The sequence below is a fragment of the Pseudoalteromonas sp. 23_GOM-1509m genome, from assembly GCF_000518425.1.
In the GTDB taxonomy this organism is placed as follows: domain Bacteria; phylum Pseudomonadota; class Gammaproteobacteria; order Enterobacterales; family Alteromonadaceae; genus Pseudoalteromonas; species Pseudoalteromonas tetraodonis.
The window spans coordinates 1-17,120 of the sequence record NZ_JADO01000009.1 but is presented as its reverse complement, the minus strand read 5'-3'; the positions used below and the strand labels follow the sequence as shown (position 1 = coordinate 17,120).

At 41.1% G+C, this 17,120-nt stretch carries 12 protein-coding genes; 9 read left to right on the top strand and 3 right to left on the bottom strand.

Annotation, left to right across the window (positions count from 1 at the left end; all coding sequences use genetic code 11):
* Window positions 1-4: 4 nt before the first annotated feature.
* Window positions 5-1,423, top strand: a complete 1,419-nt coding sequence (locus N523_RS0101960; protein WP_028834107.1) for a coniferyl aldehyde dehydrogenase — start codon at window positions 5-7, stop codon at window positions 1,421-1,423.
* Between the two features lie 63 nt (window positions 1,424-1,486).
* On the opposite strand, the gene N523_RS0101955 is transcribed toward N523_RS0101960, so the two are convergent.
* Complete coding sequence (locus N523_RS0101955) at window positions 1,487-2,212, bottom strand: tetratricopeptide repeat protein (RefSeq protein ID WP_028834106.1); 726 nt, start codon at window positions 2,210-2,212, stop codon at window positions 1,487-1,489.
* Between the two features lie 316 nt (window positions 2,213-2,528).
* Between N523_RS0101955 and N523_RS0101950 the strand changes: the two genes are divergently transcribed.
* Complete coding sequence (locus N523_RS0101950) at window positions 2,529-3,392, top strand: DUF6279 family lipoprotein (RefSeq protein ID WP_028834105.1); 864 nt, start codon at window positions 2,529-2,531, stop codon at window positions 3,390-3,392.
* Window positions 3,393-3,503: 111 nt separating this feature from the next.
* Window positions 3,504-4,526: a GGDEF domain-containing protein gene (locus tag N523_RS0101945; protein WP_028834104.1), complete on the top strand. Its 1,023-nt coding sequence runs from the start codon at window positions 3,504-3,506 to the stop codon at window positions 4,524-4,526.
* Here N523_RS0101945 and N523_RS0101940 read toward each other — a convergent pair.
* The gene (locus N523_RS0101940) at window positions 4,523-5,461 is read right to left on the bottom strand and encodes a LysR family transcriptional regulator (protein WP_013463180.1); all 939 of its coding nucleotides are present in this window, start codon (window positions 5,459-5,461) and stop codon (window positions 4,523-4,525) included. The genes N523_RS0101945 and N523_RS0101940 overlap by 4 nt on opposite strands.
* A gap of 118 nt (window positions 5,462-5,579) precedes the next feature.
* Between N523_RS0101940 and N523_RS0101935 the strand changes: the two genes are divergently transcribed.
* From N523_RS0101935 to N523_RS0101915, 5 genes are all read left to right on the top strand, one after another.
* Entirely contained in the window at window positions 5,580-6,749 is a 1,170-nt protein-coding gene (locus N523_RS0101935) for an efflux RND transporter periplasmic adaptor subunit (RefSeq protein WP_028834103.1), read from the top strand.
* A gap of 9 nt (window positions 6,750-6,758) precedes the next feature.
* The gene (locus N523_RS0101930) at window positions 6,759-9,908 is read left to right on the top strand and encodes an efflux RND transporter permease subunit (RefSeq protein ID WP_028834102.1); all 3,150 of its coding nucleotides are present in this window, start codon (window positions 6,759-6,761) and stop codon (window positions 9,906-9,908) included.
* Complete coding sequence (locus N523_RS0101925) at window positions 9,901-11,313, top strand: TolC family protein (RefSeq protein WP_028834101.1); 1,413 nt, start codon at window positions 9,901-9,903, stop codon at window positions 11,311-11,313. The genes N523_RS0101930 and N523_RS0101925 overlap by 8 nt, the downstream gene beginning before the upstream one ends.
* A gap of 8 nt (window positions 11,314-11,321) precedes the next feature.
* A complete protein-coding gene (locus N523_RS0101920) occupies window positions 11,322-12,347 on the top strand; it encodes a zinc-binding dehydrogenase (protein ID WP_028834100.1) in 1,026 nt (341 codons plus the stop codon).
* Between the two features lie 291 nt (window positions 12,348-12,638).
* Window positions 12,639-14,894, top strand: a complete 2,256-nt coding sequence (locus tag N523_RS0101915; protein WP_028834099.1) for an acyl-CoA dehydrogenase — start codon at window positions 12,639-12,641, stop codon at window positions 14,892-14,894.
* Between the two features lie 173 nt (window positions 14,895-15,067).
* Here N523_RS0101915 and N523_RS0101910 read toward each other — a convergent pair whose 3' ends face one another.
* Window positions 15,068-16,036, bottom strand: coding sequence for an integron integrase (locus N523_RS0101910; RefSeq protein WP_028834098.1), 969 nt, complete (start codon window positions 16,034-16,036; stop codon window positions 15,068-15,070).
* A gap of 311 nt (window positions 16,037-16,347) precedes the next feature.
* Between N523_RS0101910 and N523_RS18840 the strand changes: the two genes are divergently transcribed.
* Window positions 16,348-16,620, top strand: a complete 273-nt coding sequence (locus N523_RS18840) for a hypothetical protein (RefSeq protein WP_051440299.1) — start codon at window positions 16,348-16,350, stop codon at window positions 16,618-16,620.
* The last annotated feature ends 500 nt before the right edge of the window (window positions 16,621-17,120 follow it).

Sequence of the window (17,120 nt, the reverse complement as noted above, 5' to 3'; positions counted from 1 at the left end):
TATTTTGAACACTGACACATTATCTACAGGGTCTTTGCGTTCGCAATTTAATGAACTAAAGCATGCTTTTGAAGACACCCCTTATTTACCCATTGAGCAACGTCTTGCTTTACTCAAAAAATTACGCGCTAACATTGTAACGTTAGAGCAAGACTTGATTGCTGCAGTATCTAAAGATTTTGGATACCGAACGGCGTTCGATACCTTAGTGGGGGATATTTTGCCCACCATGCAGGGACTTGCGCATATTATTAAAAAGCTACCTCGATGGTCTAAGCCTAGTCAGCGCAGCGCGGGGTTAAGCTTATGGCCCTCAAAAGTAAGTGTAACCTATCAGCCTATTGGCGTGGTCGGTGTGATTGCACCATGGAACTATCCTATTCAATTAGCATTGGTACCTGTTATTACTGCGATTGCAGCGGGTAACAGGGTGATGTTAAAGCTCAGTGAATTTACGCCTAACACCAATGCCGTTATTGAAAAAATATTTGCAGGTGAATTAAGGCAACACTGCACAATTATTCAAGGTGGTAGCGACGTGGCAAGTGAGTTTTCATCATTGCCATTTGCGCATTTGCTGTTTACAGGCTCGACTGCCGTTGGCAAGTTAGTTATGGCCGCGGCCAGTAAAAATTTAACGCCGGTAACATTAGAGCTCGGCGGAAAATCGCCCGTCATTGTGTTAGAAAAAGCCGATGTAAATAAAGCCGCGCGTGCATTATTATTTGGAAAAATGGCCAATGCAGGGCAAATATGTGTAGCGCCTGACTACGTGTTTGTTCCTAAAGCATTGGAGCATCAATTCATTAAAGCGCTTTGTACCCTTTATAAAAAACACTTTAAGCAAGGTGTTGAAGGTAAAAACCTGACCTCGATTATAAGCCCTGCACATTATCAACGTTTGCTAGGTTATTTAGAGCAAGCACAAGAGCAAGGCGCTAAAATTACTAAACCGCTTGAACAAAACCAGCAAGATGGCGAAAAGCATCGTATGGGTCTGCATATTGTTACGCACGTAACAGATGAGATGACATTAATGCAAGAAGAGCTATTTGGTCCCATTTTACCCATTATGAGTTACGACAAATTAGAGGACGTGCTTAATTATATTCGATTACGCGACCACCCATTAGCCCTTTACATTTTAGGTCAAGATAAACAGGCGCAACAGTACATTATTAAGCAAACACTTAGCGGAACAGTTGCGGTAAACGACACATTAATACAAGTAGCTGCCGATGATGTGCCGTTTGGTGGCGTGGGGCATTCGGGGATGGGGCATTATCACGGTAAAGAAGGTTTTCTCACCTTTAGCCATGCAAAAAATACCTTAGTCTCTGGCTCGGTTAACCCGCGCATTGGTTTATTACTTAAACAAAATAAATTACTGATCAAAGTGCTAAAGTGGCTTTATGTAAAATAGCCTGTAGCGGTTAAAACAAAAAAGCTGAATGAATCACTTCATTCAGCTTTTATAATAGCTAACTTAAAACAGGCGTCCTTCGCCAGCGTATGTTCCCGCTAAAATTTTGGTATAAATTGCATCGGCTTTTTCTTTGGCCTCAGCTACCTCTTTAGGGAGCATAGTACGTTCATCAAGTTTACGGCTGTGACTCGCTTGCATGTTGCCGTTATACTCGGCAATGGTATTCCACACATACGACATTTCAAGATTTTTTGGCATTCCTAAGCCTTCAAAATACATCAGTGCTAAATTAAACTGCGCCAATGTATAATTATTAGCAGCGGCTTTTTCATACCATGTTCTGGCGACTTTATAATCTTGGCTAACACCATCGCCATTTGCGTACATTACACCTAAGTTATACTGTGCTGCGGGAAGGTTCTTATTGGCTGCTTTTTCAAATAAGGTTATGGCCATTTGTTTGTCTAATTTAACGCCATTACCTTCATCATATAAAACCGCAAGTGCAAACATTGAATCTACATGGTTTTTCTTTACGGCTTGTTGGTAAAGCTCAGCTGCTTTGTAATAATCACGGGTAACGCCATGGCCACCTTCGTATAGCTTACCTAATTCGTAAATACCCGGTGCATAGCCTTTGTCAGCTAAATAATTAAACTCTTTAAGTGCTTCTTCAAATTCACCCGCATTAGCAGCTCTGATCCCTTCTTCTAGTCCAGCATGGGCAAGAGGGGTAGCGAGCATAATACTGGCCAGTAGCAGTGCTTTAAAATTAGACTGTGACATAAGCATGTCTCCAAATTAGTTGTCGTTCTATGTAAGCGCCATAAAAGTAAAACTTACCTAGTGAATCTATTAGTGATAGGTAAAAAATTATGAGCTAAATTAATAACGCCAACGTTTATAACCTAGGTATACAAACGTATTAACAAGTAGCTTTAACTATAGCTCAAAAATTCTAAACTTAAGCATATAGTCATGATATAAATTGCGTTAGCTTGCGATTCTATAGAAAAATGAAAAAAATAAAAGCGAGCAATAGCTTACATAATTACTTATGATGATTTTTGACATCCAAAGCATCATAAAACGGGGTCTGTTAATGTTAAATAATTTAAAAAATATAAAACTAAGCAAAATTATTTTTATAACCAGTTTATTGTTTATTGCCAGTTGTTCTACTTCCTTTGCTTATAACAATCTTGCTTGGCTGTCTTCGTTTTGGATAGACGATTATGTCGACTTAAATAAAAGCCAATCAACGCAGTTAAAAGTAATTATTAATAACACTCGAGATTGGCACCGAGAGGTTGAGTTACCAAAATATAAAGCCGATTTACTCGACTTAAGGCAGTTGCTCGATAAACAAGCCGATACAGCGCAGTTAATGGCAAAAATAACGCAGGTAAAGCAGCATTGGCGCAATTTACTTTTGTACGCGAGTGATCCCTTAATCGAGCTGGCAAAAACGTTAACTCCATCACAACGCAGTGAAATGGTAGAAAACATTCGCGATCAAATTAATGATGAAATAAAAGAGCACGCTTCATTAACCAAAGAGGAGCATCAGCAGTCTCGTTTAGACAGGCAACTAGACTATTACGAACAATGGCTTGGTAAGCTCACCTCAGAGCAGCGAACGCTAGTGTCACAAGCCAACAGTGAATATATCAGTACCAGCAATTTATGGTATGACTATAAACTAACTCGGTTAGGTGCACTTGAAGCACTGTTTAATCAGCAAACCCTTGATGATGCCCAATTTGCGCAGCAGTTACGCACTATCATTACAGAACGAGAGCTGTTTATGAGTGCTGAACTCATTGAGAGAAATGAGGAAAATTTAAGGGCATACGCACAGTTGCTGGTTAAATTAAATCAAACCTTAAGCCCTAAACAAGTCGCACATGTTGATGAGGAGTTTGCTGACTTGGTTGGCACAGTTAATGAACTGCTTACAGAATAGCTGCATTTAACCAATCCTTTTTGCTTATTTTAAAGGGGGTTGTTAAGCATAAAATTGTGATTATTGCATTTCAGGGTTAATATAAACCATTAGTTTTGATTTAAGTTTTTTATGGATATAGCCGCTCTTAACAGTACAAAAATATTACGTAAGCATGTCTTAAAATGGATGTGTTTATTTTTTGGTTTGCTGTCATTTATTTTTGCTGTGTTTAACCTATCAAAAAATCATTTTTATATTGTAGGCGGCTTAGAGGTGTGTTTTTCCGCACTTTGTTTTTATATTTTTATACAATTGGTTAAAAACAAGCAACGAAACTGGTATGCCATAACGGTTTGTATGACTGTAACGCTCGTTATATTATGTGGAACCTTTTTGGCACCACTTAAAAATGGTTTGTTTTTGTGGGCGTTTTCTTTACCCATTTTGTATTATCTACTTCTTGGTCGAAAATACGGTATTGTGTTATCGGCCACACTTTTGGTTATGCAATCATCAGTGTTGCTTTATAAATTACCAAGCCCTTATTTTTCCTCTTTTAACCTAGCGCTCAACTTACTGTTTATTTATATTATTATATGGGTCATTTCTCATGTTTTTGAAGGAAATAGGGCCGAATTTTCGAAGCGACTTAAAAACTTGGCTTTACTTGATCCTCTCACGGGGGCAGGAAACCGTTTGTCTATGAGTCATTATTTTGAAGTGGAGATAAAAGACAAATCACAGCTGTACTTGTTTTTAATTGATCTTGACCACTTTAAACAAATAAATGATGAATACGGCCATGATGTAGGAGATAAAGTGCTGGTTGAGTTGGCAACTCTATTTAGGATTACTTTTGCAAAAGGGTATGTGTTTAGGGTGGGGGGTGAAGAATTTTCTTTAATGAGCAATTTTGATAGTGCACAATCCGCGCTGGCAATGGCTGAAAATCTTAGACAAGCCGTTGCAACTAAATATATTGAAGCCAATGGTATAACCATAAATTTAACAGCCAGTGTTGGCGTAGTTAAGTACCAACAACAAAATTTGGCTGAATTAATAGCGCAAGCAGATAAGCAGCTTTATAAGGCGAAAGATGCGGGGCGCAATGCGGTTTTTTCTGATATTAACCTCTGTGCAGATGCGGCTTAATACATTTGATCAAAATTAGGAATACTATTTTCCCAAATCGGTCTTTCTTTGCCAATGTATTCACGCACGGCATCAAAAAACAATCGTGTTCTTACCGGTAAATCTCGGTGTGGGTATACAGCATACATTGCACTGTGTTCCATTAATTTTACATCGGTAAGTAAGGGCACCAGTTGCCCATCAATCACTTCTTTATCTAAAATAAATGCCGGCGCTAAAAAGTAGGTGGTGCCAGAGAGAGTTTTCATCAGTAATACTTCTGCATCGTTTGCTCTAAACACACTTTTTATTTTTTGCTCGCAGTGCTCGCCAGTGTGGTTATAGTAATTTATGCCTTCTACCCGCAGTGAGTTGCTGGCATAACTGGCCGCTGGCAATTGTGCCAAATCAGTGATTGTTATTGGCATACCGTATGTTTCTATAAACGCTGGCGCGGCTAATAGTAACAGACGATTACGGGCAATTTTACGAGCAATTAATGATGAGTCTTTGGGTTCACCCACTCTAAACGCTAAATCAAATCCTTCAGATACAATATCAACCAGTCGGTCATCTAAACGCAGTTCTACTTCCACTTGTGGAAAGCGTTTTTGGAAATCGTTGATCACTGGCTGTAAGTAGCGTCGACCTATTAAAGTCGATGCGGTCACTTTTAATACGCCGCGAGGCTCTTGGTGGTAGTTTTCTGCCATGCGCACCGTTTCGCCAAGCAGGCTTCGCAGCTCACCCGCTTTTTTTATCATTTCAGCGCCCGCTGCTGTAAGAGAGAATGAGCGGGTTGTTCTGTTTAATAGTCTTACCCCAAGTTCATCCTCTAACCGACTAATTTGCTTAGAGATCACTGAGCGGTCAATATTTCGTATTTCGGCTGCTTTTGCAAATGAGCCTTGCTCTACCACTTCAAGCAGCATTAATAGTCGACTGGTTGTATCCATTATTTCATCACTTAGTGAGTATTGATGCCATTTTGGCACTAATGAATTTAAAAATCTATTGTTTTTGTCATCAAGTATGTTCCGTATTATGCAATGCTAAATTAAAAGGAGCGTCGTTATGAACAAACACTTAATTGCTACAGCACTATCTGTTGCATTAATCACACTGGCCGGTTGTGCCGATGAAAGTACAGCGCAATCAGCCCCCGCACAGCAACAACAAGCTATTGATGTAGCCGAAGTCTTGGTTAAGCCAGTTCAAAGTTGGCATACCTATACAACACGCTTAGAGTCACCGCAAAAAGTGGCATTAATGCCGCGTGTATCCGGCATTATTGAGCAAATTGAATTTAAAGAAGGGGATAGCGTTAAACAAGGCGATGTATTATTTCGTTTAGACGATCGCTCATTCGCTGCAACCGTTGACAGTTTAAGCGCTCAGGTAAAAAGTGCTCAAGCAGCACTTGAACAAGCAAAAAGCGAAGCATCGCGTGCTGTACGCTTAACTGAGCGAAAAGCCATTTCGACTGAGCAAGCACAAGCGCGTACATCGACTTTACGTCAGCGTGAAGCACAACTTGCTGCACTGCAAGCGCAGCTTAAAGCTGCAAAGCTCGATTTAGAGTTTACGTCAGTGGTTTCTCCTATTGATGGCGTGATTTCTCGCGCAAATATTACCAAAGGTAACAACGTACTTGCAGGGCAAAGCGTGCTTACTTCAATTGTTTCTAATGACAAAATGTACGCTTACTTTGATGTCGATGAACGTACTTGGAATAGCGCATTTGACGAAGTAACAGCTGCAAGCAAACAGCCTGTTGTAATGCAAAAAGTAGGGCAAGACGATTTTAACTATAGCGGCCATATTAACTTTATAGATAATCAAATTAACGCATCTACAGGCACTTTACGCGTTCGTGCGGTATTTGATGATCGCAGTAACGAGCTGCGTTCGGGCTCATTTGCACGCATTAAGTTAGCTGCTAATGCAGTGCGTGAAACTGTCATTATTCCAGACAGAGCCATAGGCACAGATTTAAAAAATCGCTTTGTGTTAACGGTAGGCGAAAATAATGTGCTGCAATATAAATTGGTTACTGTAGGTGAGCGCTATGGATCGTTACGAGCCATCACATCAGGACTTGAGCAAGGCGATATTATTGCTGTAAACGGCCCTGCTCGTGTAGGACCCGGTATGCCGATATCACCAAATAAAGTGGCAATTAATACCCAAGGCGTGGCATTTACGCTAAGTGCTAACCCTGCTGATTTAGTTGCTAAGCAATAAGGTTATTAGATGAAATTTTCACACTTTTTTATACAGCGACCGATTTTTGCGGCCATGCTGTCGTTGATTATTTTAATTGCAGGTAGCATTTCATTATTTCAGCTGCCTGTCAGTGAATACCCAGAAGTCGTACCACCAACAGTGGTTGTGACTGCCAGTTACCCAGGTGCGAACCCGACGGTTATTGCACAAACAGTGGCAACACCGCTTGAGCAAGAAATAAACGGCACCGAAAACATGCTGTATATGTTTTCACAAGCAACCAGTGACGGACGTATGACGCTCACGGTGACATTTGCGTTAGGCACTGATTTAGACCGTGCCCAAGTGCAAGTGCAAAACCGAGTAAATAGTGCCCTGCCGCGTTTGCCACAAGAAGTGCAGCGTTTAGGTGTAGTTGCTGAAAAATCATCACCCGATTTAACCATGGTGGTGCATTTATATTCACCTCAAAACAGCCATGACACCGCATATTTATCAAATTATGCCGATTTAAATATTAAAGATGAAATAGCGCGTTTACCTGGTGTGGGTGATATTCGTCTATTTGGTGGTGGTAAATATGCAATGCGAGTTTGGCTTAACCCAGATGCGCTAGCATCACGTGAGCTTACTGCAAGTGACGTGGTCAATGCACTGCGCTCTCAAAATCAGCAAGTTGCAGCGGGTAGTTTAGGTGCGCAACCGATTTCAAATGACAGTCAGTTCCAAATTCTATTAAACGTCAAAGGACGCCTTAATAGCATTGAAGAGTTTAAACAAGTCATTATTAAAGTTGGGGAGCAAGGGCAGCTTACGCGTTTGTCAGACGTGGCTCGTGTTGATTTAGGCCAAGATTCTTATGCATTGCGTGCTGAGCTTGATAATCAACCCGCTTTAGCGATGCCAATATTTCAACGTCCAGGGTCAAATGCCATTGAGCTCTCTGATCAGGTGCGTGAAACTATGGCACGCTTATCAAAAGACTTTCCAGCAGGTGTTGAATACGACATTGTTTATGATCCAACGGTATTTGTTCGTGGTTCAATTGATGCGGTGATCGCCACTTTACTCGAAGCAATCGTGCTGGTGGTTATTGTGGTTATTGTGTTCTTACAAACCTGGCGCGCATCTATTATTCCGTTAATTGCGGTGCCTATTTCACTCATTGGTACGTTTGCCGTAATGCAGTCGCTTGGAGTGTCTATTAATACCTTATCGCTATTTGGTTTAGTACTGGCAATCGGTATCGTGGTTGATGACGCAATTGTGGTCGTAGAAAATGTTGAGCGAAATATAGAAGATGGCTTATCACCGCTTGAAGCCACCCGCGTGGCAATGACGGAAGTAACCGGCCCTATTATTGCGATTGCATTAGTATTATGTGCGGTATTTATTCCGACGGCTTTTATTACTGGGCTTTCAGGGCAGTTTTATAAACAATTTGCATTAACCATTACGATTTCAACGGTAATTTCGGCGTTTAACTCATTAACGCTGTCGCCAGCACTGGCCGCTTTATTGTTAAAATCACATGATGCCGAGCCTGATGCGTTTACCCGCGTGCTTAATAAATTATTTGGCCGTTGGTTATTTCAACCTTTTAACCGCGTGTTTGACCGTGGTGCTAAAGGGTATGAAAAGCTGGTACAAAAGCTTATTCGTATGAGTGTTGTGGTTATGGTTGCGTATATTGCTTTAGTTGGCGGTACGATTAAATTGTTTGATGCGGTGCCGGGTGGCTTTATTCCACAACAAGATAAGCAATACTTAGTCGCTATTGCGCAGTTACCTGACGCTGCCAGTTTAGACCGTACAGAAGCGGTGGTAAAACAAATGCAGCAAATTGCATTAGAGGTCCCTGGGGTTGCGAACACGGTAGCGTTTCCTGGCCTTTCAGTGAATGGTTTTACTAATAGCCCAAATAGCGGCATCGTATTTACACCACTGGCGCCTTTTGCAGAGCGTACGGATCCGAGTATGTCGGCTTCGGCTATTGCAGCGCAATTAAACCAACGTTTTGCGGCCATTGATGAAGCCTTTGTCGCTGTGTTTCCACCACCGCCAATTCAAGGCTTAGGCACCACAGGTGGCTTTAAACTGCAAATAGAAGATAGAGCTAACAAAGGCTTTGAAGCCTTATTTAACAGTTTGCAATCAGTGATTGCTGCGGCGCAAAAAGATCCGGCGTTAATGGGGCTGTATTCAAGCTTTAGAATTCAAGTGCCACAAATGGATATTGATATTGACCGCGAGCAAGCGCTTATTCAAGGTATTCCATTAGATGAAGTGTTTAACTCGTTGCAAATTTATTTAGGCTCAGTGTATGTAAACGACTTTAATTTATTTGGCCGTACTTACCAGGTTAATGCCCAAGCTGATGCTGATTTTAGGGTAGACCCAGAGCAAATACTAAACCTAAAAGTGCGTAATCGTGCCGGTAATATGGTGCCGTTAGGCTCAGTATTAACGGTAACGCCTACTATTGGTCCTGATCGTGTAATGCATTACAACGGCTACCCAAGTGCAGAGCTTAATGGCAGCCCAGCGCCCGGTTATAGTTCTGATCAAGCGCAATTGGCGATTGAAGCTGTACTAGCAAAAACATTGCCTACTGGCATTGAATATGAGTGGACTGAGGTAACGTACCAGCAAGTATTAGCAGGTAATACCATGGTGTATGTATTCCCTCTGGTTGTATTGCTGGTGTTTATGGTACTGGCCGCACAGTATGAAAGCTTACGTTTACCACTGGCCATTATTTTAATTGTACCTATGACTATTTTCTCAGCGTTATTAGGGGTGTGGTTTGTAGGTTCAGACAACAACATATTTACCCAAATAGCGTTGATTGTACTGGTCGCATTGGCTTCTAAAAATGCCATCCTTATGGTGGAATTTGCTAAAGATAAGCATGACACTGGGTTATCGCACTTTGAGGCGATGTTAGCGGCGTGTCGATTACGTTTACGCCCAATTTTAATGACATCAATTGCCTTTACCGCAGGTGTTATACCGCTTGTATTGGCAACCGGTGCTGGAGCAGAAATGCGTCATGCCATGGGTAATGCGGTGTTCTCGGGTATGATTGGTGTAACTGTGTTTGGACTATTATTTACACCGGTGTTTTATATGCTGGTGGTAAAAAAGCCGCGCGTTGAGGAGTCTTCACATGACTAAATTTAACCTAAGCGCCCTTAAATTATCGCCATGGCTGAGTTCTGTATTAGCGGTTGCTGTGTTATCAGGTTGTGCGAGTAAAATTGACACAGCCGCTCAGCAACAACAGATTAATGAGTTTGTTGCCAAGGCAATATCTGCAGAGCAATTTATGGGTGAAGATGAGCAAAACTGGTGGCGCAAGCTGGGCTCAACGCAGCTAAACCAACTGGTGAGCAACGCATTGGCTAATAATTACGACTTACAAACTAGTCAGCTGGTATTAAAAAGTGCTTTGGCGCGTATTGGCGAGCAACAAGCGCAATACTTACCGCAAGGAGGTATTGAGATTGGTGCTAAGCGAAGTGGATTAGGCGATACCAATAGCCGACAATCAAGTGCGAATGTAGCACTTGATTGGCAGCTCGACTTATTTGGTCGAATTACTGCGTTAGTCGATGCCGCGAATTCACAAGCAATGAGCCAAGCTGAGCAAGTTAGGTTATTGCAAATTGAAGTGGTGTCGGCTGTGGTTAAAGGCTTTGTAAGTTATCAAGGTAATCTGCAAAAGCAGCAAATTATTGAGATGCAAATAGAAGCGCTTGAACAAAGCATTCAAGTGCTACAGGCCCAAGTTGATGAAGGTGTGGCGAATGAGCTCGACTTAAACCGCACTATGGCGCAACTTAGACAGCAGCAAGCCTTGGTGCCGGCAATTGAATATGCCAAGTACCGTGACTTATCTACTTTGGCCGTATTAAGCGCGCAAACTACGCAATCACTGAGTATTAATGATGAACGTACTATATTAACTAAGGCATTTGCGGTGTCATTGGCAAAGCCTAATGATGCAATAGCATTAAGACCTGATATAAGTCGTGCTTTATTTGATTTTAGCCAAGCAAATAGCCTGAGTGTAGCAGCCAGCAAAGCTTTATTGCCGGATATTAGCTTAAGCGGCTTTGCAGGCGTGTTAAGTTTAGGGAGCAACGGTTTTAGTGATACCCAGCAGCAATGGCAAGTAGCGCCGCAATTGCAGTGGTCATTATTAAGTTACCCTGCGCTTTTAGCACAACGCGATGCGCAGCAGTTTTTAAGCCAAGCGGCGTATACCGATTACCAACAAGTGGTATTAAAAGCGATTAACGAGAGTGAACTTTCTCTGCAATTATTGGTCAATCAAGCACAGCAATCGCGCTTTGCTGATGAGCGTTATCAATTTGCTAATAATGCATTTTTACAAGCACAAGCAATGTACGAAGAAGGGCAAATTCCTTACTTAGAGTTGTTAGATGCGCGTCAGGATGTTTTAATAGCGCAAGAAAATGCCGTTGATTCAACTATTTCATCGCTACTTGCTAAAGTAAATGCCTACCAGTCATTTAATGGGCGATGGAGTTACGCGTTAAGTAATACTTACAAGTAGAGTTTTTGATGCCTAATACTGCAGATACAAACCCAAATACTATTCCTACATTCATGCGCTCTATTGTGTTAAACGAGCCTAATGAGGATATTAACTTATCGGATACTCAGTTACCTGTGCCTCAGTGCACAGGGAATGAGCTATTAGTAAAAGTAGAGTACGTTGGTTTAAACCCAGTGGATGCACAATTTGCCAAGTCTGGCTTTTGTACGTGGCAATACCCGCATGTTTTAGGCTTGGATGCAGTGGGGACAGTGGTTAAAGCGGGTAAAGGTATTTTTCCGGGGGTAGGGGAGCGTGTTATGTGGCACGCCAGCGTAGGTGAGCAAGGGGTACTGAGCGAATACGCAAAAGTGCCTAATTATGCGGTGTCTATCATTCCTCAGCAATTAACCAGTGACAAAGCTGCAACTTTACCCTGCGCCGGAATGGCGGCATTGATCAGCTTAGATAAACTATCAGTAACTGAGGGCGATACACTTTTTGTTGAAGGTGGTGCTGGCGCTGTAGGGCAATTTGCTATTCAGTTTGCCAAGCAGCGCGGTGCAGATGTATTTACCACCGCCTCTAAACGCAATCATAAGTTAGTTAAGCAACTCGGCGCCGATGTGGTCTTTGATTACAACGATAAAGCCTTATGTGACAAAATTCGTCGAGAGTTAGGTCCACAAGGGTTTGACGCTGTTATTGATATTATGGGTGGGGAATCGACCATTCAAAATATCGAACTAATGCGTTTTTGTGGTCGTATTGCTTGTTTAAATCCACTCCCTAACTTTGAACAGCAGCTAATGTATCGGCGTGCGCCTAATATTAGTATTGTCTCCTTAGGAGGTGCGTGGCTAGCTAACAGCTTATGTGCGCAGCAGCGGATGAGTTTCATGGGCAATTTGTTGCTTGAAACGGTAGCAAATGGCGAGATAATTCCTCCAAAAGTTTTAGCTGTTGATTTTAATGCAAACGCTGTTTCGGCTGCATTAAATAACCAGTTAGCAGGTGGGTTTACTGGCAAACAGGTAGTTAAAATAAGTTAGACTCGATTTAATCTCTCGCTTTTAAAAAACGCAGCTTAATTTTAAGCTGCGTTTTTTGTTTTTAGCCTCTCCTAAAACAGGCTTTGATTGCCTTGGTGGTCTGAATTATTAATTTTTTAACAAAAAAATTAATTTTCAGCGTACAAGTGTAAGGCTTTCTATTTCAACAGTTTACGTTCAGGTAAAGAAAATAAATTGCAAAAACTGTTAATTAATTGAATAGAGCAATTGATCTAAAGCGATTTTTATGACGTAATGTAGGTATTATTTATCTGGTCGGATGAGTTCGTTATGAGTTTACGTACAAAATTAAAAAAAGTATTACCAAGCATTTCAGTTACTGAGCAAGAAGCGCTAGACGCTGGCGATGTATGGCTAGAAGGGTCTATCTATCGAGGTAAACCAGATTTCAGCGCGCTACGCGACGTACCTGCGGCTAAATTAACCGCAGACGAGCAAGCGTTCTTAGATGGCCCAGTACAAGAATTACTTAGCATGATTGACGATTCAGTCATTCAAAATGGTATTCATTTACCAAACGACATTTTAGAGTTTTTGAAAAAAGAGCGTTTCTTCTCGCTGATCATCCCTAAATCGTTTGGCGGTTTAGAGTTCAGCCCATACGCTAACTCAACAATTGTAGGTACAATTGCTACTAAAAGCTCAGCGGTTGCGGTAACCGTAATGGTACCAAACTCGTTAGGCCCGGGTGAGTTACTTCTTCACTTTGGTACAGAGGAGCAACAGGCACACTACTTACCACGTCTTGCAAATGGTACAGACATTCCATGTTTTGCACTAACCAGCCCAGAAGCAGGCTCTGATGCAGGCGGTATTCCAGATGTAGGTACTGTAACTAAAGGTATGTACAACGGCGAAGAAGTACTCGGCTTAGAAATCACATGGGACAAACGCTACATTACACTCGCACCTATTGCCACTGTACTTGGTTTAGCGTTTAAAGTGGTTGACCCAGATGGTCTACTAGGTGGTAAAGAAAACCTAGGTATTACCTGTGCACTTATTCCAAAAGAGCACCCTGGTGTAGAACTTGGTAACCGTCATGATCCTATGGGTATCCGTTTTTACAACGGTACTACACGTGGTAACAAAGTATTTGTACCAATGGACTTTATTATCGGTGGTCAGAAAAACATCGGTCGCGGTTGGCAAATGCTAGTTAGCTGTTTAGGCGCAGGGCGTGGTATTTCATTACCAGCACTGGGCGTAAGTACTGCCCAAGTTGCATTTAAATCAGCTTCTGAGTACGCAGCAGTGCGTGAACAGTTTGGTTTATCAATTGGTCAATTTGAAGGTATTCAAGAAAAGCTAGCTGACATTGCAGGTAAAACATACCTACAAGAAGCAATGCGAGTATTGACAACTGAAGGTTTAGGCATGGGCTTAAAACCATCTGTAGTGACTGCAATTGCTAAATACCATATGACAGAGCTTGGTCGTGATGTACTTGATTCAGCAATGGATATTCAAGCAGGTAAAGCGATTCAAAACGGTCCGCAAAATACATTAGCGAGTGGTTATGTGGCGCAGCCTATTGCCATTACGGTAGAGGGCGCGAACATTCTGACTCGTAACCTGATGATATTTGGCCAAGGTGTTATGCGTTGTCACCCATACTTACAATCTATGGTTGAGTCTATCCACAGCGATGACAAAAACGCAGATGCAGAATTTAATGGTATTTTACGTAAAACAATTGGCTACAGTACAGCAAATAGCTTACGTGCATTCCGTTTAGGTGTATTACCGTTTACTGCTGGTGCAAACTCGGCATTACCAGAAGTACGTGACTACGAAAAAGCAGTGCATAAACTATCAGCTAAATTAGCTGTATATGCTGACTTTTCGTTACTAGTACTTGGCGGTAAGTTAAAGCAAGCTGAGATGCTTTCAGCACGCTTAGGCGATGTAATGAGCTTCTTATATGCAGCTATGGCATCTATTAAGTATTACGAGCAAAAAGTAGCAAGCAGCGAGCGCGAGCAAGCGGCTCCTTACTTCCATTATGCGACTCGTTTTGCATTACAAAGTGCTGAAGAAGCATTGCACAAGTTTTTAGATAACTTCCCTGCAAGTGGTACTCGTAAGTTCATTCGTTTCATTACCATGAACTACTCAACTAAAATGCCAAAAATCAGCGATGATTTAATTCGTGAATTAGCGAAACAAGCTCAGCTTGATACAGCATTTAAAGCGCAAATTACCCATTTAGTTAAGCCAATTGAAGGTGATGGTCATCACATCAACGAGCAAGCTTACAAAGCTAAAATGGCATCACTTGAGTTATTAGCTAAAGTGAAAAAAGCGCTACGTGCTAAAACCTTTAAGCCGGGTACGCGTTTTTCAATCACGCTTGAAAATGCACTTGCTGCAAAAGTAATTAACGACGCTGAATTTGTTCAGTTAAGTGATTACAACAAAAAACGTGAAAAAGCGATTCGTGTTGACGAGTTCGACTTCGATATGAACATCCTAGACGACAACGCACAGCCAGTTAATCCGCTTAAAAGCGTGGTTAACCAATAAAATTCAATAATGCAAAGCGCCTGCAGTTTAGGCGCTTTTATTGATACAAAATTAGTGTGGAGTCCTGCTTGAGTAACATCAAGCGGGGCTTTTTTATGGGTTTTCAAAGTAGAAATAGATAGCGGTATTGGTCTTAAAGCGAATATGTAGCGTAGAGAATTAAAAAGAGACGCTTATAATCTTGAAAAAGGGCTAACAACCCCGTTGGCACCTTGTTGCAGTACATGGGTATATATTTGTGTGGTTTTAACATCAGAATGGCCAAGCTGAGCTTGAACAGTTCTTATATCGGCGCCATTTTGCAGTAGATGAGTAGCAAAAGAGTGTCTTAATGTATGAGGTGTTATTATTTTTGTTAATCCTGATTTTTGGACGGCTTTTTTCACCTCTTTTCTAATACAAGAGTGATGAAAATGATGTCGTCTTATTTCACCACTTTGAGGATCTGAACTTAATATATGAGAAGGAAATAAATACTGCCACGCAAGCGATTTTGCGGCACTTAGATATTTTTTTGTTAAAGCATATGGCATCCATACGCCAGAATATTCCGTATTATTTAAATCCAGTTTTAAATAGTCATCAACGTTCAAAATTTGATTTCTCAGCATAGGTATTAGCTCTGTGGCCAGCGTAACAATGCGGTGTTTATTACCTTTTCCATTCCATACTTGAATGCATTTATAATCAAAATCAATATCTTTCACCCTTAATTGCACCGCTTCCATTACTCTTAAGCCACTTCCATACATGAGGGCTGCAATTAAATAATAGCGCTTATTTAAATGAGCCATCAACATTTTAACTTCCTCTGGGGTCATAACTACAGGGAGCTTTGCTTGTTTTTTACTATGGGCAAAATTTAAATTTAATGAGAGTTCTTTTTTTATTATGTGCTTGTATAAAAATGACAATGAATTGAGTGCGGTGGCTTGCGTACGTGATGCAACGTTTTGCTTTAACACTAAATGTTCTAAGTAGCGTTCGACTTCATTGTCCCCTATTGAGGCGGGATGGCGTTTATTATGAAAATGGATATAAGATGCAATCCATCTTAGGTAGGTATCTACGGTGCGTAATGAATATTGACGAACTAGCATATATTCAGCTATGTAATTTAAAAATGGGGAACGTGTTTTCATACTATTACCAATAATGGTGCTGTTTTTATATACAGTGTAGTTGTGATGCACACATATTCAAGAAAATGAGCGGCGAGCGCACTTTCTCTTTTATTGAGAGTTTGAGTGCTAATAAAAAATTATATATAGCAATGTGTTAAGTTATTTGGTAAAAATGATTTATAAAATACATGAGCGTATCGTTGGCAGAAATATGCGCGATGAGCGCACTATAAAATTGTTATATCTTTAGATATCGTTCAGTGTAAGCCTTGAAAATAGTTTTATTATCCCCATTATATTAACTCCTAATTAATCAAGTGAGGTACACAATGATAAAAACTATTACACAGCAAACAAGAGCAAGAAAAGAGTTTAATGCCCTTGGTCGCGCAGAAAAGGCAGAAATCACAGATTCAGAACTAATTACTGAAATGACTAAAGATATGAAAAACCCTGATTCTGCTGAGTCTGTAATGCAAGCAGCAGCCGCTCTTTTATATATGAGAGCGGTGAAAGGTGGTGAAACACCTATCACAGAAGCTACAAACCGCTGCCTTACAAAGAAAAAGGCTCAAGAAAAATTATCGCCAGCTACAGTGTAAACACTGCTAATTGGAATGCTTAAACTTTAAATGAAATAAAGCGTATCTTCGGATACGCTTTTGCAAGTTAAACATTTTCGGAATACAAGATATAACAAGTTGCTTAAACGGACAAAAAACAGTTGGCTATCGCTCGTACCTCGCAAATTTTAGCCAACAATTTTATGCCGCTTAGCAAGGCGTTGGTATGACTCCCACTGTCAAGTTAAACGCACTGACCCTTGCCTAACTTTTTAAGCCATAATTACTTCTGCTCGAATTAGAGCGAGTTAATACATAGGATGAAGCAAGTAATGTCGTCGGTTATCTTGCTGATATTCGTTGATTATTACTATTTCTAGTAACAGAGCAGACCTTACTTAGTTCGTCGTGGCACCTGTCTTCAGTCTATGTTCGTGGTTCAATGCAGCGTTAGCTGCATTGCCATCCTAACGCCGTCGGTGGTTGTGCCACACCCGATGCTTGATCCCATGCACTAACTCTAATTCGTTTATCATGCG

Coding starts and splice junctions, on each gene's coding strand:
- N523_RS0101915 (WP_028834099.1), top strand. CDS start 12,639: ATGAGTTTACGTACAAAATTAAAAAAAGTATTACCAAGCATTTCAGTT.
- N523_RS18840 (WP_051440299.1), top strand. CDS start 16,348: ATGATAAAAACTATTACACAGCAAACAAGAGCAAGAAAAGAGTTTAAT.
- N523_RS0101910 (WP_028834098.1), bottom strand. CDS start 16,036: ATGAAAACACGTTCCCCATTTTTAAATTACATAGCTGAATATATGCTA.
- N523_RS0101935 (WP_028834103.1), top strand. CDS start 5,580: ATGAACAAACACTTAATTGCTACAGCACTATCTGTTGCATTAATCACA.
- N523_RS0101950 (WP_028834105.1), top strand. CDS start 2,529: ATGTTAAATAATTTAAAAAATATAAAACTAAGCAAAATTATTTTTATA.
- N523_RS0101955 (WP_028834106.1), bottom strand. CDS start 2,212: ATGTCACAGTCTAATTTTAAAGCACTGCTACTGGCCAGTATTATGCTC.
- N523_RS0101940 (WP_013463180.1), bottom strand. CDS start 5,461: ATGGATACAACCAGTCGACTATTAATGCTGCTTGAAGTGGTAGAGCAA.
- N523_RS0101925 (WP_028834101.1), top strand. CDS start 9,901: ATGACTAAATTTAACCTAAGCGCCCTTAAATTATCGCCATGGCTGAGT.
- N523_RS0101945 (WP_028834104.1), top strand. CDS start 3,504: ATGGATATAGCCGCTCTTAACAGTACAAAAATATTACGTAAGCATGTC.
- N523_RS0101920 (WP_028834100.1), top strand. CDS start 11,322: ATGCCTAATACTGCAGATACAAACCCAAATACTATTCCTACATTCATG.
- N523_RS0101930 (WP_028834102.1), top strand. CDS start 6,759: ATGAAATTTTCACACTTTTTTATACAGCGACCGATTTTTGCGGCCATG.